This is a genomic window from Pseudomonas sp. NPDC087626 (assembly GCF_044743405.1).
Lineage (GTDB): Bacteria > Pseudomonadota > Gammaproteobacteria > Pseudomonadales > Pseudomonadaceae > Aquipseudomonas.
Window position 1 is genome coordinate 37,218 of record NZ_JBIUWJ010000020.1, and the last position, 22,892, is coordinate 60,109.

Here is a 22,892-nt window from a genome sequence, read left to right on the forward strand (position 1 = left end):
GAGGCGTCCGGCGAACTTACTCGCTGGAGAGCAGATCCATGGTGTGCTTATCCATCATTTCCAATGCACGGCCACCGCCGCGAGCAACACACGTCAGCGGATCTTCGGCGACGATCACCGGCAGCCCGGTTTCCTGGGCCAGCAGCTTGTCGAGGTCACGCAGCAAGGCGCCACCACCGGTCAGTACCAGGCCACGCTCGGCGATATCGGACGCCAGTTCCGGCGGCGATTGCTCCAGCGCGCTTTTTACCGCCTGGACGATAGTCGCCAGCGACTCTTGCAGGGCTTCGAGCACTTCATTGGAGTTCAGGGTAAAGGCACGTGGAACGCCTTCCGCCAGGTTACGGCCGCGAACATCGACTTCGCGTACTTCACCGCCTGGGTAGGCAGTACCGATTTCCTGCTTGATGCGCTCGGCGGTGGACTCACCGATCAGGCTGCCGTAGTTGCGGCGCACGTAGGTGATGATCGCTTCGTCGAAACGGTCGCCGCCAACCCGTACGGATTCGGCGTAGACCACACCATTGAGGGAGATCAGCGCGATTTCAGTGGTACCGCCACCGATATCGACCACCATCGAACCGCGAGCTTCTTCAACCGGCAGGCCGGCACCGATGGCCGCGGCCATTGGCTCTTCGATCAGGAATACTTCACGGGCACCAGCCCCCAGGGCCGACTCACGGATGGCGCGGCGCTCAACCTGGGTGGATTTGCAAGGAACGCAGATCAACACGCGAGGGCTAGGCTGCAGGAAGCTGTTTTCGTGAACCTTGTTGATGAAATACTGAAGCATCTTTTCGCAAACGCTGAAGTCGGCGATCACGCCGTCCTTCATCGGACGAATGGCAGCAATGTTGCCCGGTGTACGGCCCAGCATGCGCTTGGCTTCCGTGCCGACAGCAACAACACTTTTCTGGTTACCGTGCGTCCGAATGGCCACAACCGATGGCTCATTCAGGACGATACCGCGCTCACGCACGTAAATAAGGGTGTTGGCAGTGCCCAGGTCAATGGAAAGATCGCTGGAAAACATGCCACGCAGTTTCTTGAACATGGGAAAGGGACCCTAGGCAACGCGTGGGAAAAAAGTGCGGCAAACTCTAACAACGACAGGGATTTTGGGCAAGGCGCCAATATGTTAAATTGGCAGCTTTTCCGTGCACCAACCCCCACAATCGCGGCCTTATGACCGTAGAAATGCGGTAGTGTTCCGACAATCTAACACACGGACGACCTCCGTTTTGTTTTCCACTGGAGAATCCCATGGCGCTTGAACGCTCCGACGTGGAAAAAATCGCTCATTTGGCCTGTCTTGGCCTCAATGAAGCCGATCTTCCACAAATCACTTCGGCCCTGAACAGCATTCTCGGGCTGGTCGACGAAATGCAGGCGGTCGATACCGACGGTATCGAACCGCTGGCCCACCCCCTGGAAGCCAGCCAGCGCCTGCGTGCAGACGTTGTGACCGAGTCCAATCACCGCGAGGCCTATCAGTCCATCGCACCAGCGGTCGAAAACGGCCTGTACCTGGTTCCGAAAGTCATCGACTAAAGGGAAAGAGCCTGCAATGCATCAATTGACTCTGGCCGAGATCGCCCGCGGACTCGCCGACAAGAAGTTTTCCTCCGAAGAGCTGACCAAGGTTCTGCTGGCGCGTATCGCCCAGTTGGACCCGCAGCTCAACAGCTTCATCAGCCTCACCGAAGAGCTGGCGCTGCAGCAGGCGCAAGCCGCCGACGCACGCCGCGCCAAGGGTGAGACCGGGGCCTTGCTGGGCGCGCCGATCGCCCACAAGGACCTGTTCTGCACCCAGGGGATCCGCACCAGCTGCGGCTCGAAGATGCTCGACAACTTCAAGGCCCCGTACGACGCCACCGTGGTCGCCAAGCTGGCCGCCGCCGGCGCCGTGACCCTGGGCAAGACCAACATGGACGAATTCGCCATGGGCTCGGCCAACGAGTCGAGCTACTACGGCGCCGTGAAGAACCCGTGGAACCTGGAGCACGTGCCAGGCGGCTCGTCCGGTGGTTCGGCCGCCGCCGTTGCCGCGCGCCTGCTGCCAGCGGCCACCGCCACCGACACCGGTGGATCTATCCGACAGCCGGCAGCCTTCACCAACCTCACCGGTCTGAAACCGACGTACGGTCGTGTTTCGCGCTGGGGCATGATCGCCTACGCATCCAGCCTCGATCAGGGTGGCCCGTTGGCCCGCACCGCCGAAGACTGCGCAATTTTGTTGCAAGGTATGGCTGGCTTCGATGCGAACGACTCCACCAGCATCGACGAACCCGTGCCGGACTACAGCGCCAGCCTCAACGGTTCACTGCAGGGCCTGCGCATCGGCGTGCCGAAAGAGTACTTCAGCGAAGGTCTCGACCCGCGCATCGCCGAATTGATCCATAACAGTGTCAAGGAGCTGCAGAAGCTCGGTGCCGTGGTCAAGGAAATCAGCCTGCCGAACATGCAGCACGCGATCCCTGCGTACTACGTGATCGCGCCCGCCGAAGCCTCTTCCAACCTGTCGCGGTTCGACGGCGTGCGCTTTGGCTATCGTTGTGAAGACCCGAAAGACCTGACCGACCTGTACAAGCGTTCGCGCGGTGAAGGTTTCGGTCCAGAAGTCCAGCGCCGGATCATGGTCGGTGCCTACGCCCTGTCGGCCGGTTACTACGACGCCTACTACCTGAAGGCGCAAAAGATCCGTCGCCTGGTCAAGAACGACTTCATGGCTGCCTTCAATGAGGTCGACATCATCCTCGGCCCAACCACGCCGAACCCGGCCTGGAAACTCGGCGCCAAGAACAGCGACCCGGTCGCTGCGTACCTGGAAGACGTCTACACCATCACCGCCAACCTCGCGGGCCTGCCAGGCCTGTCGATGCCAGCCGGTTTTGTCGATGGCTTGCCGGTCGGCGTGCAACTGCTCGCCCCGTACTTCCAGGAAGGCCGCTTGCTCAACGTTGCGCACCAGTATCAGTTGCACACTGACTGGCACACCCGCACCCCGACAGGCTTCTGAGGAGAAACACATGCAATGGGAAGTTGTGATCGGGCTGGAGATTCATACCCAGCTCGCCACCCAATCGAAGATTTTCTCCGGCAGCGCCACCACCTTCGGTTCCGAACCGAACACCCAGGCCAGCCTGGTAGACCTGGGCATGCCGGGTGTACTGCCGGTGCTGAACCAGGAAGCGGTGCGCATGGCGGTGATGTTCGGCCTGGCGATTGACGCCGAGATCGGCCAGCACAACGTGTTCGCCCGCAAGAACTACTTCTACCCGGACCTGCCCAAGGGCTACCAGATCAGCCAGATGGAACTGCCGATCGTCGGCAAGGGCTACCTGGATATTCCCCTGGAAGACGGCACCATCAAACGTGTCGGCGTGACCCGCGCGCACCTGGAAGAAGATGCTGGCAAGAGCCTGCATGAAGAGTTCAACGGCGCCACCGGCATCGACCTGAACCGTGCCGGCACCCCGCTGCTGGAGATCGTTTCCGAGCCGGACATGCGCAGCGCCAAGGAAGCCGTGGCCTACGTCAAGACGATCCATGCGCTGGTACGTTACCTGGGCATCTGCGATGGCAACATGGCCGAAGGCTCGTTGCGTTGCGACTGCAACGTCTCGGTGCGGCCAAAAGGCCAGGTCGAGTACGGCACCCGCTGCGAGATCAAGAACGTCAACTCGTTCCGCTTCATCGAGAAGGCGATCAACACCGAAGTACGTCGCCAGATCGAACTGATCGAAGACGGCGGCAAGGTGATCCAGCAGACGCGCCTGTACGATCCGAACAAAGACGAAACCCGCGCCATGCGCAGCAAAGAGGAAGCCAACGACTACCGTTACTTCCCCGATCCGGACTTGTTGCCAGTGGTGCTTGAGGACTCGTTCCTCAACGACATCCGCGCCACCTTGCCAGAACTGCCGCCGCAAAAACGCGAGCGCTTCCAGGAGCAGTTCGGCCTGTCGGTCTACGATGCCAGCGTCTTGGCTTCGAGCCGCGAGCAAGCCGACTACTTCGAAAAAGTGGTGAGCATTGCCGGTGACGCCAAGCTGGCGGCCAACTGGGTCATGGTTGAACTGGGCAGCCTGTTGAACAAGCAGGGCCTGGAAATCGACGCAGCCCCGGTAACTGCCGAGCAACTGGGCGACATGCTGTTGCGGATCAAGGACAACACCATCTCCGGCAAGATCGCCAAGACCGTGTTCGAAGCCATGGCCAACGGCGAAGGCAGCAGCGACGAGATCATCGACAAGCGCGGCCTCAAGCAAGTCACCGACAGCGGCGCGATCTCGGCGGTGCTCGATGAAATGCTCGCGGCCAACGCCGAGCAGGTTGAACAGTACCGCGCGGCAGACGAAGCCAAACGCGGCAAGATGTTCGGCTTCTTCGTCGGCCAGGCCATGAAAGCCTCCAAAGGCAAGGCCAACCCGCAACAGGTCAACGAACTGCTGAAAAGCAAGCTCGAAGGCTGATAACAATGGAGCCAGCAGTCAACACTGGCTCCACTCCCCGTGGGAGCGAGCCGGCTCGCGATAGCGGTTCGGCATTCAACTTTGCGTTGACTGCCCGACCGCTATCGCGAGCAGACGAAGCTCCCACGCTTGTTGCAGAGTCCCTTTTGATGAAACGTCTGCTTAGCGCCTGCGCCCTGCTCTCCCTGCTGGCCGGCTGTGCCAGCCACGACGTCGACCCCCGGGGCTACGACGAAACCGGAACCGCCTCCTATTACGGCGCCAAACACCATGGCAAACGCACCGCCAGCGGCGAGCCGTTTGACCAGTACGCCATGACCGCCGCCCACCGCCAGCTGCCCTTCGGCACACGGGTGAAGGTCACCAACCTGAAAAACGACAAGAGTGTGGTGGTCCGCATCAACGACCGCGGCCCGCATACCCGTGGCCGCCTGATCGACTTGTCACGCGGGGCCGCCGACAAGTTGGGCATGCTGCGCAGTGGCACCGCGCGGGTTCGCGTACAAGCCCTGAACAACTGACCGGGAGCCACGACCATTTCCGGATTAGCCCAATTACCCCTGCCCAACGTGCTGCAACTGCTCTGCGCCCTGCTCCTGCTGGTCGCCGGCGCCGAGTTGCTGGTGCGTGCCGCCGTGCGCCTGGCCGCTCACCTCAGGGTCCGGCCGCTGGTCATCGGCCTGAGCATGGTCGCCTTCGGCAGCAGCGCGCCACAAATGGCCGTGAGCCTGCAAGCCGCCCTCGGGCAGAGCAGCGACATCGCCGTCGGCAGCGTGATCGGCAGCAACATCTTCAACATCCTGGTAACCCTCGGCCTGTCGGCACTGATCATCCCCTTGCGGGTTGCCCGGCAACTGGTGCGCCTCGACATCCCGTTGCTGATCGGCGCCAGCCTGCTGGTGTTCGCCCTGGCCTGGAACGAACAACTGAGCGCCCTCGATGGTGGTGTGCTGCTGGCTGCGCTGGCGCTGTACCTGGGCCTGCTGTGGCGCCAGTCGCGGCCCACCGCGCGTCCGTCTCGGCCGACAGCCGACGCGCCGCGCTCGCCCTGGTTGAGCAGCGTCCTGCTGATGCTTGCCGGGCTGGGCCTGCTGGTGTTCGCCGGGCACTTGCTGCTCGATGCGACGGTAGCACTGGCCAGCAAGCTGGGCTTGTCCGAGCGCATCATCGGCCTGACCGTCGTCGCCGTCAGCACCTCCCTGCCCCAGCTCGCCACCTCGCTGATTGCCGCGCTGCGCGGCCAGCGTGACATCGCCGTGGGCAACGTGATCGGCGGCAACCTGTTCAACCTGCTGGGCGTCCTGGGGATCACCGCCCTGCTGGCACCGGTGCCGCTGTCGGTCTCCCCCAATGCCCTGGATTTCGATCTGCCGGTGATGCTCGCAGTCACCTTGCTGTGCTTGCCCGTGTTCTATTCCGGCTACCGCATCACCCGCGCCGAAGGCCTGCTGTTCCTCGCCCTGTACCTGGCATACGGGCTGCACGTGGTGTCGTTCACCACCGGCATGCCGCTGGCCGGCAAGCTGGAACAACTGATGCTGCTGTGCGTGTTGCCGGCCCTGCTGGCATTTTTACTGTTCACATCAGTGCGCGCCTGGCGCCGCCAACACAACAAAAGAGAATCGCCATGACCGACTCCGCAAACTCCAGTAAACCCACCGGTATCGAAGTCCGCCGCCAGGTCATGGGCGACGCCTTTGTCGACCGCTCCATGGGCAATGCCACCGACCTGACCCGACCGTTCCAGGAGTTCGTCAACGAACACGCCTGGGGAGCGGTATGGAATCGAGGTGGCCTGGAACTGAAGACCCGCAGTCTGATCACCCTCGCCGCCCTTACTTCGCTCAAGTGCCCCCAGGAACTCAAGGGGCACGTGCGCGGGGCGCTGAACAACGGCTGCACGGTGGACGAGATTCGCGAAACCCTGATGCATTGCGCGGTCTACGCCGGGGTTCCGGCGGTGATGGAGGCGTTCCGCGCAGCGCAGGAAGTGATCGACAGCTACCAGAAGCCGGAGTGACCCTGTTGCGTTGAAGTGGACAGGCCCTTCAGATCCAGCCGCCCCACTGCAGCAGGAAGATCCCGACGTTAGTCGTCACCGCCGCCATCAAGGTGGTGATCACAATGATCGCCGCCGCCAGCTCATGATTGCCATTGGCCGCCCGGGCCATGACAAAACTTGCAGCGGCGGTCGGGCTGCCGAAGTACAGGAACAGAATCCCCAGCTCCGCCCCACGAAAGCCCCATAGCCAGGCACCCAGCGTGGCCAGTATCGGCAAGCCGATCATCTTCACCAGGCTCGAGCTCAAGGCCATGTTGCCGCTTTTGCGCAGTGCCGCCATGGAGAGCGTGCCGCCGATACAGATCAGCGCCAGCGGCAAGGTGGTTTGCGCCAGGTACTGCCCGGAAGTTTCCAGCCATCCCGGCAAGCCGATCTTGAAATAGGCGAACGGTGCGGCCGCAATCACGCTGATGATCAGCGGGTTGCTGAATACGCTTTTGCAGATGCTCCACGGATCGGACTTGATCACTGGGCTGTACACCGCCAGCACGATGGTCGACAGGGTGTTGTAGAACAGGATCACCAGCGCCGCGAGAATCGCCCCCAGGGAAATTCCGTAGTCGCCATACATGCTCGCCGCCAGCGCCAGGCCGATGACCCCGTTGTTACCACGAAACGCTCCCTGGGTATAAATCCCGCGGTCTTCGCGCGGGCACTTGAAAATCGCCCAGCCCCAGGCAATGGCAAAGCACACCAGGGTCGCGAGGGAGAAGTAGATCAGCAGCGCCGGTTGCAACGCCGCATGCAGGTCGGCATGCAGGATGCCCAGAAACAGCAACGCCGGCATGGTGACGTTGAACACCAGTGCCGACGCCGTGTGGATGAAGTTGTCATTGATCCAGTCGATGCGCTTGAGCAGCACACCCAGAAACAGCATGGCAAAGACGGGTGCGGTGATGTTCAGGGTTTCGAGGAAAATTGCCAGCATGCCGGAGCGCACCTTGGATGACCGTCGTTAGGGGACTAATGATAAGCCACCAAGGACTTCGCCGTCTGGTCGGCCGCCTTCGCGAGCAGGCTCGCTCCCACAATAGATCTGCGCGTGTTCGCGCGGATTAATGTGGGAGCCAGCCTGCTGGCGATGAACGATAACGCGGTATCAGGTAATCGGCGCCGGATTGAACAAGGTGATGTCATTATGCAGCTTGTGCTTTTCAGCCCACGTCTGCTGTTTGCCGCTGGCCACGTCCAGATAGTAGTGGAACAGCTCCCAGCCCAGTTCCTCGATGGACGCCCGCCCGGTGGCGATGCGCCCGGCATCGATGTCGATCAGGTCTGGCCAGCGTTGCGCCAGTTCGGTGCGGGTCGAAACCTTCACCACCGGTGCCATGGCCAGCCCGTAGGGCGTACCCCGGCCGGTGGTGAATACATGCAGGTTCATCCCCGCCGCCAGTTGCAGCGTCCCACAGACAAAGTCGCTGGCAGGGGTCGCGCAGAAGATCAGCCCTTTGCGCTTGAAGCGCTCGCCCGGGCCGAGCACGCCATTGATCGCACTGCTGCCGGACTTGACGATCGAGCCCAGGGACTTCTCGACAATGTTCGACAACCCGCCCTTCTTGTTGCCCGGCGTAGTGTTGGCACTACGATCCGCCTCGCCCTTGGCCAGGTAACGGTCGTACCAGTCCATTTCCCGCACCAGTTCCTGGGCCACGTCCTGGTTTTCCGCGCGCGAGGTCAGCAGGTAAATGGCATCGCGCACTTCGGTGACTTCGGAAAACATCACCGTGGCACCGGCCCGCAGCAGCAGGTCCGAGGCATATCCGAGCGCCGGGTTGGCGGTGATCCCGGAAAACGCATCGCTGCCGCCACACTGCATGCCGAGGATCAACTCCGACGCCGGCACGGTTTCCCGACGCCTGCGATCGAGCTTCTTCAAGCGCGTCTCGGCCAACTCCATGATCTGCTCGATCATTTCGGTGAAGCCGTGACTGGAATCCTGCAAGCGGTAGAGCCATGGCTCGCTCAAATCCACCGAGCTGTCGTCCTCGTGCATCACCTGCCCGGCCTGCAATTTCTCGCAGCCGAGACTGATCACCAGCGCTTCTCCACCGAGGTTCGGGTTGCGCGCCAGATTGCGCACCGTGCGAATCGGGATGTACGCGTCGGTGGCGGTGATGGCCACGCCGCAGCCGTAGCTGTGGGTCAACGCCACCACATCATCGACGTGCGGGTACTTGGGCAGCAACTCGTCCTTGATCCGCTTGACCGCGTGATCGAGTACCCCGGTGACGCATTGCACGGTGGTGGTGATCCCGAGAATGTTGCGCGTGCCGACGGTACCGTCGGCGTTGCGATAACCCTCGAAGGTGTAGCCTTCCAGCGGTGCCTGGGCTGCCGGCACCTCGGTGGACAGCGGCAGGCTATCCAGCGGCGGCGCGGTCGGCATGCGCAGTTGATCTTCCTTGACCCAGCTACCTCGGGGAATCGGCTGCAAGGCGTAGCCAATAGTCTGGCCGTAACGGATCACCTGGCCACCTTCTGGAATGTCCTCCAGGGTGACCTTGTGGCTCTGTGGCACGAAGTCCACGGTGACCAGGCCGTCCGCAAATTCGGTACCGGCCGGTACGCCCTGATCGTTGACCACGATCACTACGTTATCCCGCTCGTGCAGGCGGATGTAGCGCGGCGAGTCGGAATGTTCAATCAACTGCATGACGCCGCTCCTCAGGAATGCGCTTGGGATAATTTGCCGGAGGCTTCAGGCCCGTTGACCGGCGGCTCCTTGAGCACTACGCGCTTGATCGGACCAACGATCACCAGGTAGCTGAACACCGCGACCAGCGCGTTGCAGCCGACAAACACCAGCGCCCACTTGAACGAACCGGTGGAACTGATGATGTAGCCGATGACAATCGGTGTGGTGATCGAGGCAATGTTGCCAAAGGTGTTGAACAGACCGCCACTTAGACCGGCAATCTGTTTCGGCGAAGTGTCGGATACCACCGCCCAACCCAGGGCGCCAACGCCTTTGCCGAAAAACGCCAGGGCCATGAAGCCCACCACCATCCATTCCACGTCCACATAGTTGCAGGCCACGATACTGCTGGAGACCAGCAGGCCGGCAATGATCGGCGCCTTGCGGGCGAAGGTCAGGGAATGGCCTTTACGCAGCAGGTAGTCGGAAATCACCCCGCCGAGTACACCACCGATGAAGCCGCAGATGGCCGGCAACGAGGCAATGAAACCGGCCTTGAGAATGGTCATGCCACGCTCTTGGACCAGGTACACCGGGAACCAGGTCAGGAAGAAGTAAGTGATGCCGTTGATGCAGTACTGGCCCAGGTAGACGCCGAGCATCATGCGGTTGGTCAACAACTGGCGAATGTAGTCCCACTTCGGTCCGTCGGCTTTCTTGCCCTGGCCCTTGTCGTGGTCCATGTCGACCATGCCGCCGTTGTCGGCAATGTGCTTGAACTCGGCCTCATTGATCATCGGATGCTGGCGTGGGCTGTAGATCACCTTGAGCCAGATACCGGAGAAGATGATGCCGATTACGCCCATGACGATGAACACGTGCTGCCAGCCGAAGCTGTAGACGATCCAGCCCATCAGCGGTGCAAACAGCACCGTGGCGAAGTATTGCGCGGAGTTGAAGATCGCCGAGGCCGTGCCACGTTCCGCAGTCGGGAACCAGGCCGCAACGATGCGGGCGTTACCCGGGAAGGATGGCGCTTCGGCCAGGCCCACCAGAAAGCGCAGCATGAACAACGCGACGACCGCGGTCGACATGCCAAATTCACCGACATAGCCTTGCAGCACGGTGAACAGCGACCAGGTGAAGATGCTCAGGGCGTAGATTTTTTTCGAACCGAATCGGTCCAGCAGCCAGCCACCGGGAATTTGCCCGGCCACGTAGGCCCAACCGAATGCGGAAAAGATGTAACCGAGGGTGACCGCGTCGATACCGAGGTCTTTCTGCAGGCTGGAACCTGCGATGGCGATAGTGGCACGGTCGGCGTAGTTGATCGTGGTCACCAGAAACAGCATGAGCAGGATCAAATAGCGGACGTGGGTCGGCTTGGTCGCTTGCATGTACGTGTACTCCCACTGATTATTTTTATGCGCGGGTGAATCTGTCAGTGCGGTATCCGGTGGACCCGGATACCGCGGTGCAGCGGGTTACGATCCGATGTAAGAAGTTTTTACGACCGTGTAAAACTCTTGTGCATAGCGACCTTGCTCACGAGATCCATAGGATGAACCTTTTCGCCCACCAAACGGAACGTGGTAATCCACGCCGGCGGTCGGCAGGTTGACCATCACCATCCCAGCCTGGGAGTGGCGTTTGAAGTGGTTGGCGTGTTTCAGCGAGGTGGTGCAGATACCTGCCGACAAGCCGAACTCGGTGTCATTGGCCATGGCCAGCGCCGCCTCGTAGTCGGCGACCCTGACGATATTGGCCACCGGACCGAAGATTTCTTCACGGCTGATGCGCATGCCTGCTTCGCTGTCGGCAAACAACGTCGGGGCAAGGAAGTAGCCTTCGGTGTCGCAAGTCACCAGCGACCCGCCACTGACCAGGCGCGCACCTTCGGACTGGCCGATGTCGATGTATTTCAGGTCCTGTTCAAGCTGGGCCTGGGACACCACCGGACCAATGTCGGTGCCGGACTGCAACGCATGGCCGACCTTGATCGACTTCATTCTTTGGGCCATGGCCGCGACGAACCGGTCGTGAATCCCGGCGGTGACAATCAACCGGCTCGAGGCCGTGCAACGCTGGCCAGTGGAGTAAAACGCGCTCTGTACCGACAACTCGACCGCCTGCTGCAGGTCGGCGTCGTCGAGAATGATCTGCGGGTTCTTGCCCCCCATTTCCAGCTGCACCTTGGCTTGGCGCGAAACACAGTTGACCGCAATCTGCCGGCCCACACCCACCGAGCCGGTAAAGCTGATGCCATCGACTTTCGGGCTGTTGACCAGCGCCTCGCCGACCACACGACCGCTACCCATCACCAGGTTGAACACCCCAGCCGGGAAACCGGCACGGGAGATGATTTCCGCCAGCGCCCAGGCGCAACCCGGTACCAGGTCAGCCGGCTTGAGCACCACACAGTTGCCATAAGCCAGGGCCGGGGCGATTTTCCACGCGGGGATCGCGATCGGGAAGTTCCACGGAGTAATCAGGCCAACCACGCCGAGGGCTTCACGGGTGACTTCAACGTTGACCCCCGGGCGCACGGACGGCAGGTAGTCGCCGGACAGACGCAGGCATTCACCGGCGAAAAACTTGAAGATGTTGCCCGCGCGGGACACCTCGCCAATGGCTTCGGGCAGAGTCTTGCCCTCTTCACGCGCCAGCAGGGTGCCAAGCTCTTCGCGACGCGCGAGGATTTCGCTACCGACTTTGTCCAGCGCATCGCTGCGGGCCTGGATACCTGAAGTCGACCAGGCCGGGAATGCAGCGCGTGCAGCATCGATGGCGGCGTGCACCTGGGCCAGGTCGGCCTTGGCGTATTCGCCCACCACATCGGACAGGTCCGAGGGGTTGATGTTGGCCGAATAGTCCGCACCGGCAACCCATTGGCCAGCGATGTAGTTGTCGAATCTTTTTACGTCTGCCACGGCAATCTCCTTACGCAAAAGGCCGCTGATTACTCAGCGGCCTTGTTTAATCGGTTTGTTACTGCGCACCTTGCTTGTCGATCAAGGCGGCCAGTGCTTCGTATTCTTCAGGCAGCAGATCGGTCAGCGGGGCACGTACAGGACCTGCGTCGTAACCGGAGATTTTCGCGCCAGCCTTGACGATGCTCACTGCGTAACCGGCCTTGCGGTTGCGGATATCCAGGTACGGCAGGAAGAAGTCATCGATGATCTTGCCGACGGTGGCGTGGTCTTCACGGGCAATGGCGCGGTAGAAGTCCATCGCGGTTTTCGGGATGAAGTTGAACACCGCCGACGAATAAACCGGTACACCCAGGGCCTTGTAGGCCGCGGCGTAGACTTCTGCGGTTGGCAGGCCGCCGAGGTAGCTGAAACGATCACCGAGGCGGCGACGGATCGACACCATCAACTCGATATCGCCCAGGCCGTCCTTGTAGCCAATCAGGTTCGGGCAGCGTTCGGCCAGGCGCTCGAGCAGCGGCGCGGTCAGGCGGCAAACGTTACGGTTGTAGACCACCACACCGATCTTCACCGATTTGCACACGGCTTCAACGTGGGCGGCAACGCCGTCCTGGCTGGCTTCAGTCAGGTAGTGCGGCAGCAGCAACAGGCCCTTGGCGCCCAGACGCTCGGCCTCTTGTGCATATTCGATGGCTTGGCGGGTGGAACCACCAACACCGGCCAGGATCGGCACGCTGGTTTCACAGGTGTCGACGGCGGTCTTGATGATTTCCGAGTATTCGCTGGCGGCCAGGGAGAAAAACTCGCCGGTGCCACCGGCGGCGAACAGTGCCGAGGCACCATACGGGGCCAGCCATTCCAGGCGCTTGATGTAGCCAGCGCGGTTGAAGTCGCCCTGGGCATTAAAGTCAGTCACCGGGAAAGACAGCAGGCCGGAAGAGAGGATGGACTTCAGTTCTTGTGGATTCATTATTCGAACACCCTAAGTAGCACGTTGTGATGAAAGCCGCTCAGCGTCATGCTGATGTTGTATGTCATCGTACAACTTAAAATACAACCGTCAACTGCATTTCATCATCCACAGGCCAAGCCAGCCCTTCTCGAGACCTGGATTTATGTCTAAGTAATTGATTTAAATCTGTTAAATACGAAAACAAAAAAACATCCCTGAAGCAGCTGATCAGCGCTTCTGCTTTTTCTGTTATGGGATGTCCTACGGCAAACACCGGCAATTGCGATGCGAACCTCACAACAGTGGGCATTGCGCCCACTGTGGGTTGCGACGAGCTGTTTAGCCGCGCTGGGCCTGGGCCTCTTCGTGGGCATGGCGCAGGCGCTCACGGCTGTTGGTCAGGTGCAGGCGCATGGCGGCGCGGGCAGCATCCGAATCCTGGCGCGCGATGGCATCGTAGATTTCATCGTGCTCACGGGCCAGCCGGCTCATGTAGTGCTGGTGGTCATCATGGGCCAGGCGTGCCGAGTTGAGACGGGTACGCGGGATGATGCTGGTACCCAGGTGGGTCATGATGTCGGTGAAGTAGCGGTTGCCGGTGGCCAGGGCAATCTGCAGGTGGAACTGGAAGTCCGAAGCCACCGCGTCCCCGGCATGCGCAGCGCTCTCATTCAGCGCATCCAGCGCCGCCCGCATCAAGGCCAGTTGCTCGGGGCTGCGGCGTTGCGCGGCCAGCCCGGCAGATTCGACTTCCAAGCTGATGCGCAACTCCAGTACTGCCAGCACGTCACGCAGGGTGACCACGGTGGCCGGATCGATGCGAAATCCGCTAGGGCTTGGGGTGTCGAGCACAAAGGTGCCGATCCCGTGGCGGGTTTCCACCTGCCCCGCAGCCTGCAAGCGCGAGATCGCTTCACGGACCACCGTACGGCTGACGCCGTGGGCCTCCATGATCGCCGACTCAGTGGGTAACTTGTCGCCACGCTTGAGCAAGCCGTCGCGAATCTGCTCGGACAGCACCGTCACCAGTTCCTGCGCGAGGCTACGGCGCTTGCGGGGCAGACGAGGGACGTCGATCGGGTTTTCCATGGTCAAGATCAATCTCAGGCAAGCAGTGATACGCACATCATAGCGCAGGGCGGTTGTACGATCACTGTTGACCTATATTTGCAGTGGGATCAGGCCGTCACGGTCTGCTCCTGCAGATGGCCGTTGTCGATCCGCACATGGCGCGGATGGAACCGTTTCAGGCTGCTGCGGTGGCCGACGCTGACGATGCTCAAGCCCGGCAGTTGATCGATCAGCGCCTGGTACAGCGTGGCCTCGTCTTCCTCGTCCATCGCCGAAGTGGCTTCGTCCATGTACAGCCATTGCGGTGCATAAAGCAGCGCACGGGCGAATGCCAGGCGTTGCTGCTCACCCGGCGACAGCATGCGCTGCCAGTGGTTGGCTTCATCCAGGCGCGGCACCAGATGGGGCAGGCGACAGGTCTCCAGCACCTGCACGTAGCGCTCATGCGGATAGGTATCGCCGGACTGTGGATAACTCAAGGCTTCACGCAGCGTGCCAATCGGCAGGTAGGGTTTCTGCGGCAGGAACAGGTAGCGCGCACTGGGCAGGCGAATGGCCCCATGCCCGGCCGGCCATAAACCGCCCATGGCCCGCAACAGGGTACTTTTGCCGCTACCCGAGCGACCGCTGAGCATCAGCCTGTCGCCCTGCTCCACGGTCATGTCGGCGCTGGTCAGCAGATGACGACCATCCGCCAGGTCCAGGCCCACCTGCTGCACTTGCAGCTCAGCGCCCTCCTGGCGTACATCGATGGCCGGCGCCCGCTCTTCGTTTTCGCTCATGGCCTGGCGAAAACTCAACAACCGGTCACAGGTGGCACGCCAGGCTGCCAGGTCGGCGTAGGCGCTGATGAACCAGCTGAAGTTCTCCTGCACGTTGCCAAAAGCCGAGTTGATCTGCATCAGTTCCCCCAGCTCGATCTTGCCGGAGAAATACCGTGGCGCCGCGACGATGAACGGGAAGATGATCGCGATCTGACCGTAACCCGCGGTGAAGAAAGTCAGGCGCTTGGACACTTTCATGATGTCCCAGAAGTTGTGCCAGACCATGCCGAACCGCGCACTCAAGCGCTGGTTTTCGTTCGCCTCGCCGTTGTACAAGGCAATGCTCTCGGCATTCTCGCGGACCCGCACCATGGAGAACCGCAGGTCGGCTTCAAAGCGTTGTTGCTGGTTGTTCAGGCCGATCAGGCGGCGACCGATAAGGTGGGTGATCCAACTGCCCACCAACGCGTAGACCAGGGCGCACCAGAACATATAGCCGGGAATGGTGTAGCCAAATACTTCGATACTGCCGGAAACGCCCCACAGGATGATCGAGAACGACACCAGGCTGACCACGGTGCGAATCAGCCCCAGGCCCAGGCTCAGGGTGTTGCTGGTGAAACTGTTGAGGTCTTCGGAGATTCGCTGGTCCGGGTTGTCGGTGTAACCGCCCTGCTCCAGCTGGTAGTAGTTCTTGTGCCCGAGCCAGCGGGCGAAGTGTTTCTCGGTGAGCCAGGCACGCCAGCGGATGGTCAGCATCTGGGTCAGGTACAAACGGTAGACCGCCCCCAGGATCGCCACCGCGGCAATCCCGCAGAAATACAGGATCAGGCTCCAGAACGCGGCATCGTCCTTCTTTTGCAGGGCGTTGTAGAAGTCCTTGTACCAACTGTTGATCCACACGGAGATCGCCACGCTGAACAGCGACAGGCCGATCACCGCAATCAACAGCAACCAGGCCTTGCCCTTCTCTTCACTGCGCCAATAAGGCGTGATCATCTGCCAGACACGGCGGAAAAACTGACCGCGCACCGCATCGTTGACCGCGCAATATTCAGCGTTCTGATTCATCGTTCAGGCTCGGTAGGAAACACAGGAAGTACGAACCGATCATAGATGATCGGTTCATTTTGTCCGGGTGGCTGGCGATTTTCGTTCAGCGACGGTTCAGCGGCGAACCGGACGCTTCTGCAGTTTGCGCTGCAGGGTGCGCCGATGCATGCCCAGGGCGCGGGCGGTGGCGGAGATGTTGCCTTCGTGCTCGGTGAGGACGCGCTGGATGTGTTCCCACTGCAGGCGGTCCACCGACATCGGGTTTTCCGGCACCAGGGTATCGAGGTCGGCGTGCTCGGACAGCAAGGCGGCCAGCACATCATCGGCATCGGCCGGTTTGCACAGGTAATTGCAGGCGCCGCGCTTGATCGCCTCGACGGCAGTGGCAATGCTCGAGTAACCGGTGAGGATTACCACGCGCATTTCCGGGTCGAGCTCCAGCAGCTTGGGCAGCAGCACCAGTCCCGAATCGCCATCCATTTTCAGGTCCAGTGCGGCGTAGTCCGGCAGGTCCTGCTGAGCGATGACCAGGCCTTCCTCGGCGGAACCGGCGGTGCTGACGCGAAAACCGCGGCGGCTCATGGCGCGAGCCATGACGCGGGTGAAAGTAGCGTCGTCGTCTACCAGCAATAAATGCGGCAGGTCTTCGCCTTCGACTTGGATCTCGTCACTCATGGTCGTCTCCTCGTGCGGCACGGGGCAGGCGCAGCTCGGTGAGCGTACCGCCTTCCTCATGACTATAGAGTTTCACTGAGCCGCCGGCGCGTGTCACGCTGGCCTTGCTCAAAAACAGGCCCAGGCCGAAACCTTTGCCCTTGGTGGTAAAAAATGGCTTGCCGATCTGCTCGGCAATGGCCAGCGGCACACCGGCACCGTGGTCGCGAATACTGATGGTCAGCTCCACGGCGTCCCAGTCCAGCGTCACTTCCAGTCCTTCCGGGCAGGCGTCGGCGGCATTGTTCAGCAGGTTGAGCAAGGCCTGGGTCAGGTCCGGCGGCGGTGCCAGGCGCGGTTCGCTGCCTTCCCCCTTCCGCTGCAGGCGGTAAGTGGCTTCCGGACGCATCAGGTGCCAGCGGTCGAGCGCTTCGTTGAGCCAGACGCTGACGTCCTGCATGTCCACCGCCAGGCGGCGATTGTTCTCGGCGGCGCGCACTAGTTGCTGCAGGGTCTGCTTGCAGAGCTTCACCTGGTCCTGCAGCACGCTCAAGTCCTCGCGCAGCAGCGGGTCATGATGGTCTTGCAGCATCTCGTTGATCAACACGCTCATGGTCGCCAGCGGGGTGCCCAATTCATGGGCGGCGCCAGCAGCCTGGGTGGCCACGGCCAGCAACTGTTGATCGCGCAGCCCCTCTTCCCGGCGGATCGCCCGCAGCTCTTCCTGGCGGCGCAGCTCTTCGGCCATGCGCGCGGCAAAGAAGGTGATGACCGCCGCCGCCAGGGCAAAACTCAGCCACATCCCATAGATCTGCATCTTTTCCCGGTACATCGGGAAGGTTTCCAGGGGGTAGAACTGCGCCAGCAGCAAGGTGTACATGGTCAGCGCAATGCCCGACAGAATCACCGAATAGCGCCACGGCAAGGTCACGGCAGCGATGGTCAGCGGCACCAGGTAATAAGAGACGAACGGGTTGGTCGAACCGCCCGAGAAATACAGCAGCGCACTGTGGATAAACAGGTCGCAGGCCAGTTGCACGGCGTACTCGAGTTCGGTCACCGGCCACGAGGTGCGCAGCCGGATGGCGGTAAAGGCGCACAGCAGCATCGAGCAACCGAGGGTCGCGGCCAGTTCCAGCCAGGGCAGCGGCAGCAGGTCGAACCAATAGGCGAGCCCCACCGAACCGGCCTGGGCGGCCAGCACCAGGGTGCGGATGAACGTCAGTCGCCAGAGGTTTTGGCGAGTCGCGGAAAGTAGTTGTACGGGGGCGAGCATGAGCTCTCCTGATGAGCGCTCCAGGCGAATCGCGTCGAGTATAACCAAGCAGGGGGCCTGACAGGCAAAAGTGCGGCAAAGCGACACAGGGCAATTGACCGCGCTGCGACCACCTGGCGCGAACTGTATAGAAGTTGTAACCGGCTGAACCGGACAATAGCAGCTAGAGTCTGATGGTTTTACGCAGGCTCGCAACCTTACCCCTGCGCACCACCCAAGGAGCTTTGATGAACACATTTCGCCGCAGTGCCGCCCTTCTCGCCCTCAGTGCCGGCGCCCTGGCCAGCCTCCCGGCCCTGGCCGCGGACGAGCTGCATTACAACCAGATTTCCCTGCGCGCCGAAGTCAGCCAGGAAGTGGCCCGCGACCTGATGATCGTGACCCTCTACACCGAAGAGCAGAATGCCGACCCGGCCAAGCTGGCGGCCGTGGTGAGCACCGCGATGAACAAGGCACTGGGCCAGGCCCGGCAGGTCAAGGACGTGACCCTGCGCCAGGGCAGCCGCAACAGCTACCCGATCTACGACGACAAGGGCCAGAAGATCACCGGCTGGCGTGAGCGCGCCGAACTGCGCCTGGAAAGCTCGGACTTCGCCGCCCTGTCCAAACTCACCGGTGAACTGCTCGGCGACCTGAAGATGGCCGGCATGGACTTCGCCATCGCCACCCCGACCCGCAAGGCCAGCGAGGATGCGCTGCTCAAGGAAGCGGTCAACGCCTTCAAGGCCCGTGCCCAACTGACCACCGAGGCCCTGGGTGGCAAGGGTTACAAAATCGTCAACCTGAACCTCAACAGCAACGGTTATCCACAGCCTTACCTGCGCGCGCCGATGATGATGAAAGCGGCCGCAATGGATTCCGCCCCGGTGACCCCGCAAGTGGAAGCCGGCACCAGCCAGGTCAGCATGTCGGCCGACGGCTCTATTGAAGTATTGATGCCGTAACGCTTGTGGGAGCTGGTCGGGCGGCGTTGATGCAGTTTACGTGAGACCGCATCAACGCCGCTCGCAGGCAAGCCTTGGTCATACAGATCTACCCTGCGCCAATCCCCCCTCGTCATCGCGAAAAACCCGTCTAGGCTGTACGTATGGCTGGGTAACATCGCGCCTCGGAAAGGTGCGCCAACTGTGCTATCAGCACACATTTGGTGCGCCTATCGCACCGAAATACCCCCGCGCAAACGATCAAATGCGTCAAAGTTTATAGGAATGCGACATTAAGGTACGTTCGTACCACTGTTTAAGACTTGTAGCCGCTCTGGATCTTGCATTGGGTATAGGCCCTGCATAAGTATCCGCAGGTCGACTCACGAGGTCGTCCTCTAATTCCAAAAATGACAACAATCATGAGGCCACCATGCTCAAACACGCGGTCATTCCGTTTTTAGTCGGCGCCAGCTTGCTTGCTAGCGCACCCTTCGCCTCCGCGGCGACTAACCTGGTGTTTTGCTCCGAAGGGAGCCCGGCCGGTTTTGATCCTGGCCAGTACACCACCGGAACCGACTTCGACGCCTCGGCAGAGACCATGTTCAACCGCCTGAGCCAGTTCGAACGTGGCGGCACCGCTGTTGTTCCAGGCCTGGCCACCAGCTGGGACGTGTCCCCGGATGGCCTGACCTACACCTTCCACCTGCGCGAAGGGGTCAAGTTCCACACCACGCCGTACTTCAAGCCGACCCGTGAATTCAACGCCGACGACGTGCTGTTTACCTTCAACCGCATGATCGACAAAGACATGCCGTTCCGCAAAGCCTACCCCACCGAGTTCCCGTACTTCACGGACATGGGGATGGACACCAACATCAAGAACATCGAAAAAATCGACGACAAGACCGTCAAGTTCACCTTGGGCACGGTCGACGCCGCGTTCATCCAGAACCTGGCCATGAGCTTTGCCTCGATCCAGTCTGCCGAGTACGCCGACAAACTGTTGAAGGAAGGCAAGCCGGGCGACATCAACCAGAAGCCGATCGGCACTGGCCCGTTCGTGTTCAAGAGCTACCAGAAAGACTCCAACATCCGTTACACCGGCAACAAGGACTACTGGAAGCCTGAAGACGTCAAGATCGACAACCTGATCTTCGCCATCACCACCGACCCGTCGGTGCGTATCCAGAAGCTGAAGAAAAACGAATGCCAGGTCACCCTGTTCCCACGTCCGGCCGACCTCAAGGCCCTGGGTGAAGACAAGGACCTGAAACTGCCGCATCAGGCGGGTTTCAACCTCGGCTACATTGCCTACAACGTGATGCCGGTCCTCAAGGGCCGTACCGACGCCAACCCACTGGCCAAGCTGGAAGTGCGCCAGGCGCTGGACATGGCGGTGAACAAGCAGCAGATCATCGACTCGGTCTACCAGGGCGCTGGCCAACTGGCCGTCAACGCCATGCCGCCAACCCAGTGGTCCTATGACGACACCATCAAGGACGCCAAGTACGACCCTGAAAAGGCCAAGGAACTGCTGAAAAAGGCTGACATCAAGCCGGGTACCGAAATCACCCTGTGGGCCATGCCAGTCCAGCGTCCGTACAACCCGAACGCCAAGCTGATGGCAGAAATGCTGCAGTCGGACTGGGCGAAAATCGGCCTCAAGGTCAACATCGTCAGCTACGAATGGGGCGAGTACATCAAGCGTTCCAAAGGTGGCGAGAACCAGGCCATGATCATTGGCTGGAGCGGTGACAATGGTGACCCGGACAACTGGCTGAACGTACTGTTTGGCTGCGACTCCCTGAGCGGCAACAACTTCTCGAAATGGTGCGACAAGCCGTACGACACCATCATCAAGGAAGCCAAGGCCACCACCGACGTTGCCAAACGCACCGAGCTGTACAAGCAGGCGCAACACCTCCTCAAAGATGCAGTCCCGATGACACCTATCGCGCACTCGACAGTGTATCAACCCATGCGCAACACCGTGCAGGACTTCAAGATCAGCCCGTTTGGCTTGAACTCCTTCTACGGCGTCAGCGTCAGCAAATAAGGTATTGCCGCGGCGACGTCGCTGACGTCGCCGCGGCGCTATCTGCCAAGACAGCGGAATTGACCTACATCCCAAATCACTGCGGCCTACTGCCACGGGTTTAGGACGTATCGCCTTTTCTTACCTGTATTTAAGGCCTTTCGCATTTACCGCCCGACACTCGACTCACTAACGTCGAGGGTCCGACCGTACTGCGCCTGGAATGGCAATCGCTGAAACCCGTGGTTCTGTGCCCGCACGTCCCCGGACGGGACGAGGGCTCATGGTTTATTTCCAATAAGAGAGGGAGTGTCATGCGCCATACCTTGGTTTTATCCGCCCTACTGGGCAGCGGCCTGTTGGCCGCCACCTCCATCAGCCAGGCCGCCAGCAACAGCCTGGTTTTCTGCTCCGAAGGCAGCCCGGCGGGCTTCGACACTGCGCAATACACCACCGCCACCGACAACGATGCCGCCGAGCCACTGTACAACCGGCTGGCCGAGTTCGAGAAAGGCGCCACCAGCGTCGTTCCGGGCCTGGCGACCAGCTGGGATATTTCCGCAGACGGCCTGACCTACACCTTCCACCTGCGCGAAGGGGTGAAATTCCACACCACCAAGTACTTCACCCCGAGCCGGGATTTCAACGCCGACGACGTGCTGTTCACCTTCAACCGCATGCTTCACACCGACCACCCTTTCCGTAAGGCCTACCCCACCGAGTTCCCGTACTTCAACGGGATGAGCCTGAACAAGAACATCGCCAAGGTCGAAAAAACCGCGCCCCTGACCGTGGTCATGACCCTGAACTCAGTCGACGCTGCGTTCATCCAGAACCTCGCCATGAGTTTCGCCTCGATTCTCTCGGCCGAGTACGCCGACCAGTTGCTGGCCTCGGGCAAACCCAGCGACATCAACCAGAAGCCGGTCGGCACCGGGCCTTTCGTGTTCCAGCGTTACCAGAAGGACTCGCAGATTCGCTATTCGGGCAACAAACAGTACTGGGACCCGAGCCGAGTCAAACTCGACCAACTGATTTTTGCGATCAACACCGATGCCTCGGTACGGGTGCAGAAACTCAAGGCGGGCGAGTGCCAGGTCACGCTGCATCCGCGCCCGGCCGATGTCGAGGCGCTGAAAAAAGACCCGAAGCTGCAACTGATCGAAAAACCCGGGTTCAACCTCGGCTACATCGCCTACAACGTCCAGCACAAACCCTTCGACCAGCTCGAAGTGCGCCAGGCGCTGGACATGGCGGTGAACAAGCAAGGCATCCTCAACGCCGTGTACCAGGGCGCCGGGCAACTGGCGGTGAACGCCATGCCACCGACCCAGTGGTCCTACGACGACAGCATCAAGGATGCCGCCTATAACCCGGAAAAAGCCAGGGCACTGCTCAAGGCTGCCGGCGTCAAGGAAGGCACCGAAATCACCCTGTGGGCCATGCCGGTGCAGCGCCCGTACAACCCGAACGCCAAGCTGATGGCAGAAATGCTGCAGTCGGACTGGGCGAAAATCGGCCTGAAAGTGAAAATCGTCAGCTACGAATGGGGCGAGTACATCAAGCGCACCAAGAACGGCGAACACGACGTCAGCCTGATCGGCTGGACCGGGGACAATGGCGACCCGGACAACTGGCTCGGCACCCTGTACAGCTGCGACGCGATTGGCGGCAACAACTACTCCATGTGGTGCGACCCGCAATACGACAAGCTGATCAAACAGGCCAAGATCGTTACCGACCGCGAACAGCGCACGGTGCTCTACAAACAGGCCCAGCAGTTGCTCAAGCAGCAAGTGCCGATCACTCCTGTCGCCCACTCCACGGTCAACCAGCCATTGAGCGCCAAAGTCGAAGGATTCAAGGTCAGCCCCTTCGGTCGTAACGTGTTCTCGGGTGTCGGTATCGAGCAATAACTGATTAGCAGAACCTTGGGGGCGATTTTCGCCCTCACAGCAGACTGTTGCCTGAATTCGGCGATTTCGCCCCATGCAAACGTTTGCGATGCCTTGTATGAGTTCCACCCTCAATAGCCGGCTCAGTACAGGAGACCGGCAAT

19 protein-coding genes are annotated in these 22,892 nt (G+C 60.9%); 9 read left to right on the forward strand and 10 right to left on the reverse strand.

From position 1 onward, the window contains the following. Nucleotides 1-16 precede the first annotated feature (16 nt). Nucleotides 17-1,054 (reverse strand): rod shape-determining protein MreB, encoded by a 1,038-nt coding sequence (gene mreB / locus ACIOVD_RS17575; protein WP_002555108.1) that lies wholly within the window; start codon nt 1,052-1,054, stop codon nt 17-19. A 209-nt stretch (nt 1,055-1,263) separates the two neighbouring features. On the opposite strand from mreB, the gene gatC reads away from it, so the two are divergent. The 6 genes from gatC (at nt 1,264) to ACIOVD_RS17605 (ending at nt 6,495) form a co-directional block, all read left to right on the forward strand. Continuing rightward, nucleotides 1,264-1,551, forward strand: coding sequence for an Asp-tRNA(Asn)/Glu-tRNA(Gln) amidotransferase subunit GatC (gene gatC, locus ACIOVD_RS17580; protein ID WP_095169333.1), 288 nt, complete (start codon nt 1,264-1,266; stop codon nt 1,549-1,551). 16 nt (nt 1,552-1,567) lie between these two features. After that, nucleotides 1,568-3,019 carry an Asp-tRNA(Asn)/Glu-tRNA(Gln) amidotransferase subunit GatA gene (gatA, locus tag ACIOVD_RS17585; protein WP_095169332.1) on the forward strand — a complete coding sequence of 484 codons (1,452 nt, stop codon included), beginning with the start codon at nt 1,568-1,570 and terminating at the stop codon, nt 3,017-3,019. A gap of 10 nt (nt 3,020-3,029) precedes the next feature. After that, entirely contained in the window at nt 3,030-4,475 is a 1,446-nt protein-coding gene (gene gatB, locus ACIOVD_RS17590) for an Asp-tRNA(Asn)/Glu-tRNA(Gln) amidotransferase subunit GatB (RefSeq protein WP_401129306.1), read from the forward strand. Between the two features lie 149 nt (nt 4,476-4,624). After that, nucleotides 4,625-4,996, forward strand: coding sequence for a septal ring lytic transglycosylase RlpA family protein (locus tag ACIOVD_RS17595; protein ID WP_095169330.1), 372 nt, complete (start codon nt 4,625-4,627; stop codon nt 4,994-4,996). 48 nt (nt 4,997-5,044) lie between these two features. After that, nucleotides 5,045-6,106: a calcium/sodium antiporter gene (locus tag ACIOVD_RS17600; RefSeq protein ID WP_401129309.1), complete on the forward strand. Its 1,062-nt coding sequence runs from the start codon at nt 5,045-5,047 to the stop codon at nt 6,104-6,106. Then, the gene (locus ACIOVD_RS17605) at nt 6,103-6,495 is read left to right on the forward strand and encodes a carboxymuconolactone decarboxylase family protein (protein ID WP_339545761.1); all 393 of its coding nucleotides are present in this window, start codon (nt 6,103-6,105) and stop codon (nt 6,493-6,495) included. The genes ACIOVD_RS17600 and ACIOVD_RS17605 overlap by 4 nt, the downstream gene beginning before the upstream one ends. Before the next feature lie 28 nt (nt 6,496-6,523). Here ACIOVD_RS17605 and ACIOVD_RS17610 read toward each other — a convergent pair whose 3' ends face one another. The 9 genes from ACIOVD_RS17610 to ACIOVD_RS17650 all read right to left on the reverse strand — a co-directional run bounded on the left by ACIOVD_RS17610 (nt 6,524) and on the right by ACIOVD_RS17650 (nt 17,872). Beyond that, nucleotides 6,524-7,465 carry an AEC family transporter gene (locus tag ACIOVD_RS17610; RefSeq protein ID WP_095169327.1) on the reverse strand — a complete coding sequence of 314 codons (942 nt, stop codon included), beginning with the start codon at nt 7,463-7,465 and terminating at the stop codon, nt 6,524-6,526. 171 nt (nt 7,466-7,636) lie between these two features. Then, on the reverse strand, nt 7,637-9,190 hold the full coding sequence (gene garD, locus ACIOVD_RS17615; protein ID WP_095169326.1) for a galactarate dehydratase: 1,554 nt from the start codon (nt 9,188-9,190) through the stop codon (nt 7,637-7,639). 11 nt (nt 9,191-9,201) lie between these two features. After that, complete coding sequence (locus tag ACIOVD_RS17620; protein WP_095169325.1) at nt 9,202-10,569, reverse strand: MFS transporter; 1,368 nt, start codon at nt 10,567-10,569, stop codon at nt 9,202-9,204. 87 nt (nt 10,570-10,656) lie between these two features. Next, the gene (locus ACIOVD_RS17625; RefSeq protein WP_401129312.1) at nt 10,657-12,102 is read right to left on the reverse strand and encodes an aldehyde dehydrogenase family protein; all 1,446 of its coding nucleotides are present in this window, start codon (nt 12,100-12,102) and stop codon (nt 10,657-10,659) included. 58 nt (nt 12,103-12,160) lie between these two features. Further along, nucleotides 12,161-13,072 (reverse strand): 5-dehydro-4-deoxyglucarate dehydratase, encoded by a 912-nt coding sequence (kdgD, locus tag ACIOVD_RS17630; protein WP_095169323.1) that lies wholly within the window; start codon nt 13,070-13,072, stop codon nt 12,161-12,163. A gap of 321 nt (nt 13,073-13,393) precedes the next feature. Next, nucleotides 13,394-14,143 (reverse strand): FadR/GntR family transcriptional regulator, encoded by a 750-nt coding sequence (locus tag ACIOVD_RS17635; protein ID WP_095169322.1) that lies wholly within the window; start codon nt 14,141-14,143, stop codon nt 13,394-13,396. An 89-nt stretch (nt 14,144-14,232) separates the two neighbouring features. Continuing rightward, the gene (locus ACIOVD_RS17640) at nt 14,233-15,960 is read right to left on the reverse strand and encodes an ABC transporter ATP-binding protein/permease (RefSeq protein ID WP_401129315.1); all 1,728 of its coding nucleotides are present in this window, start codon (nt 15,958-15,960) and stop codon (nt 14,233-14,235) included. Between the two features lie 96 nt (nt 15,961-16,056). Continuing rightward, nucleotides 16,057-16,617: a response regulator transcription factor gene (locus tag ACIOVD_RS17645; protein ID WP_095169320.1), complete on the reverse strand. Its 561-nt coding sequence runs from the start codon at nt 16,615-16,617 to the stop codon at nt 16,057-16,059. Next, complete coding sequence (locus ACIOVD_RS17650) at nt 16,610-17,872, reverse strand: ATP-binding protein (protein ID WP_095169319.1); 1,263 nt, start codon at nt 17,870-17,872, stop codon at nt 16,610-16,612. The genes ACIOVD_RS17645 and ACIOVD_RS17650 overlap by 8 nt, the downstream gene beginning before the upstream one ends. A 227-nt stretch (nt 17,873-18,099) precedes the next feature. Between ACIOVD_RS17650 and ACIOVD_RS17655 the strand changes: the two genes are divergently transcribed. From ACIOVD_RS17655 to ACIOVD_RS17665, 3 genes are all read left to right on the forward strand, one after another. Continuing rightward, nucleotides 18,100-18,816, forward strand: a complete 717-nt coding sequence (locus ACIOVD_RS17655) for an SIMPL domain-containing protein (protein WP_401129318.1) — start codon at nt 18,100-18,102, stop codon at nt 18,814-18,816. A gap of 412 nt (nt 18,817-19,228) precedes the next feature. Next, the gene (locus ACIOVD_RS17660; protein WP_095169317.1) at nt 19,229-20,854 is read left to right on the forward strand and encodes an ABC transporter substrate-binding protein; all 1,626 of its coding nucleotides are present in this window, start codon (nt 19,229-19,231) and stop codon (nt 20,852-20,854) included. 293 nt (nt 20,855-21,147) lie between these two features. Then, the gene (locus ACIOVD_RS17665) at nt 21,148-22,749 is read left to right on the forward strand and encodes an ABC transporter substrate-binding protein (RefSeq protein ID WP_401129320.1); all 1,602 of its coding nucleotides are present in this window, start codon (nt 21,148-21,150) and stop codon (nt 22,747-22,749) included. The last annotated feature ends 143 nt before the right edge of the window (nt 22,750-22,892 follow it).

What these genes read in the sequence shown, in the direction of transcription:
- mreB (WP_002555108.1), bottom strand. Translation starts at nt 1,054, where the DNA reads ATGTTCAAGAAACTGCGTGGCATGTTTTCCAGCGATCTTTCCATTGAC.
- gatC (WP_095169333.1), top strand. Translation starts at nt 1,264, where the DNA reads ATGGCGCTTGAACGCTCCGACGTGGAAAAAATCGCTCATTTGGCCTGT.
- gatA (WP_095169332.1), top strand. Translation starts at nt 1,568, where the DNA reads ATGCATCAATTGACTCTGGCCGAGATCGCCCGCGGACTCGCCGACAAG.
- gatB (WP_401129306.1), top strand. Translation starts at nt 3,030, where the DNA reads ATGCAATGGGAAGTTGTGATCGGGCTGGAGATTCATACCCAGCTCGCC.
- ACIOVD_RS17595 (WP_095169330.1), top strand. Translation starts at nt 4,625, where the DNA reads ATGAAACGTCTGCTTAGCGCCTGCGCCCTGCTCTCCCTGCTGGCCGGC.
- ACIOVD_RS17605 (WP_339545761.1), top strand. Translation starts at nt 6,103, where the DNA reads ATGACCGACTCCGCAAACTCCAGTAAACCCACCGGTATCGAAGTCCGC.
- ACIOVD_RS17610 (WP_095169327.1), bottom strand. Translation starts at nt 7,465, where the DNA reads ATGCTGGCAATTTTCCTCGAAACCCTGAACATCACCGCACCCGTCTTT.
- garD (WP_095169326.1), bottom strand. Translation starts at nt 9,190, where the DNA reads ATGCAGTTGATTGAACATTCCGACTCGCCGCGCTACATCCGCCTGCAC.
- ACIOVD_RS17620 (WP_095169325.1), bottom strand. Translation starts at nt 10,569, where the DNA reads ATGCAAGCGACCAAGCCGACCCACGTCCGCTATTTGATCCTGCTCATG.
- kdgD (WP_095169323.1), bottom strand. Translation starts at nt 13,072, where the DNA reads ATGAATCCACAAGAACTGAAGTCCATCCTCTCTTCCGGCCTGCTGTCT.
- ACIOVD_RS17635 (WP_095169322.1), bottom strand. Translation starts at nt 14,143, where the DNA reads ATGGAAAACCCGATCGACGTCCCTCGTCTGCCCCGCAAGCGCCGTAGC.
- ACIOVD_RS17640 (WP_401129315.1), bottom strand. Translation starts at nt 15,960, where the DNA reads ATGAATCAGAACGCTGAATATTGCGCGGTCAACGATGCGGTGCGCGGT.
- ACIOVD_RS17645 (WP_095169320.1), bottom strand. Translation starts at nt 16,617, where the DNA reads ATGAGTGACGAGATCCAAGTCGAAGGCGAAGACCTGCCGCATTTATTG.
- ACIOVD_RS17650 (WP_095169319.1), bottom strand. Translation starts at nt 17,872, where the DNA reads ATGCTCGCCCCCGTACAACTACTTTCCGCGACTCGCCAAAACCTCTGG.
- ACIOVD_RS17655 (WP_401129318.1), top strand. Translation starts at nt 18,100, where the DNA reads ATGAACACATTTCGCCGCAGTGCCGCCCTTCTCGCCCTCAGTGCCGGC.
- ACIOVD_RS17660 (WP_095169317.1), top strand. Translation starts at nt 19,229, where the DNA reads ATGCTCAAACACGCGGTCATTCCGTTTTTAGTCGGCGCCAGCTTGCTT.
- ACIOVD_RS17665 (WP_401129320.1), top strand. Translation starts at nt 21,148, where the DNA reads ATGCGCCATACCTTGGTTTTATCCGCCCTACTGGGCAGCGGCCTGTTG.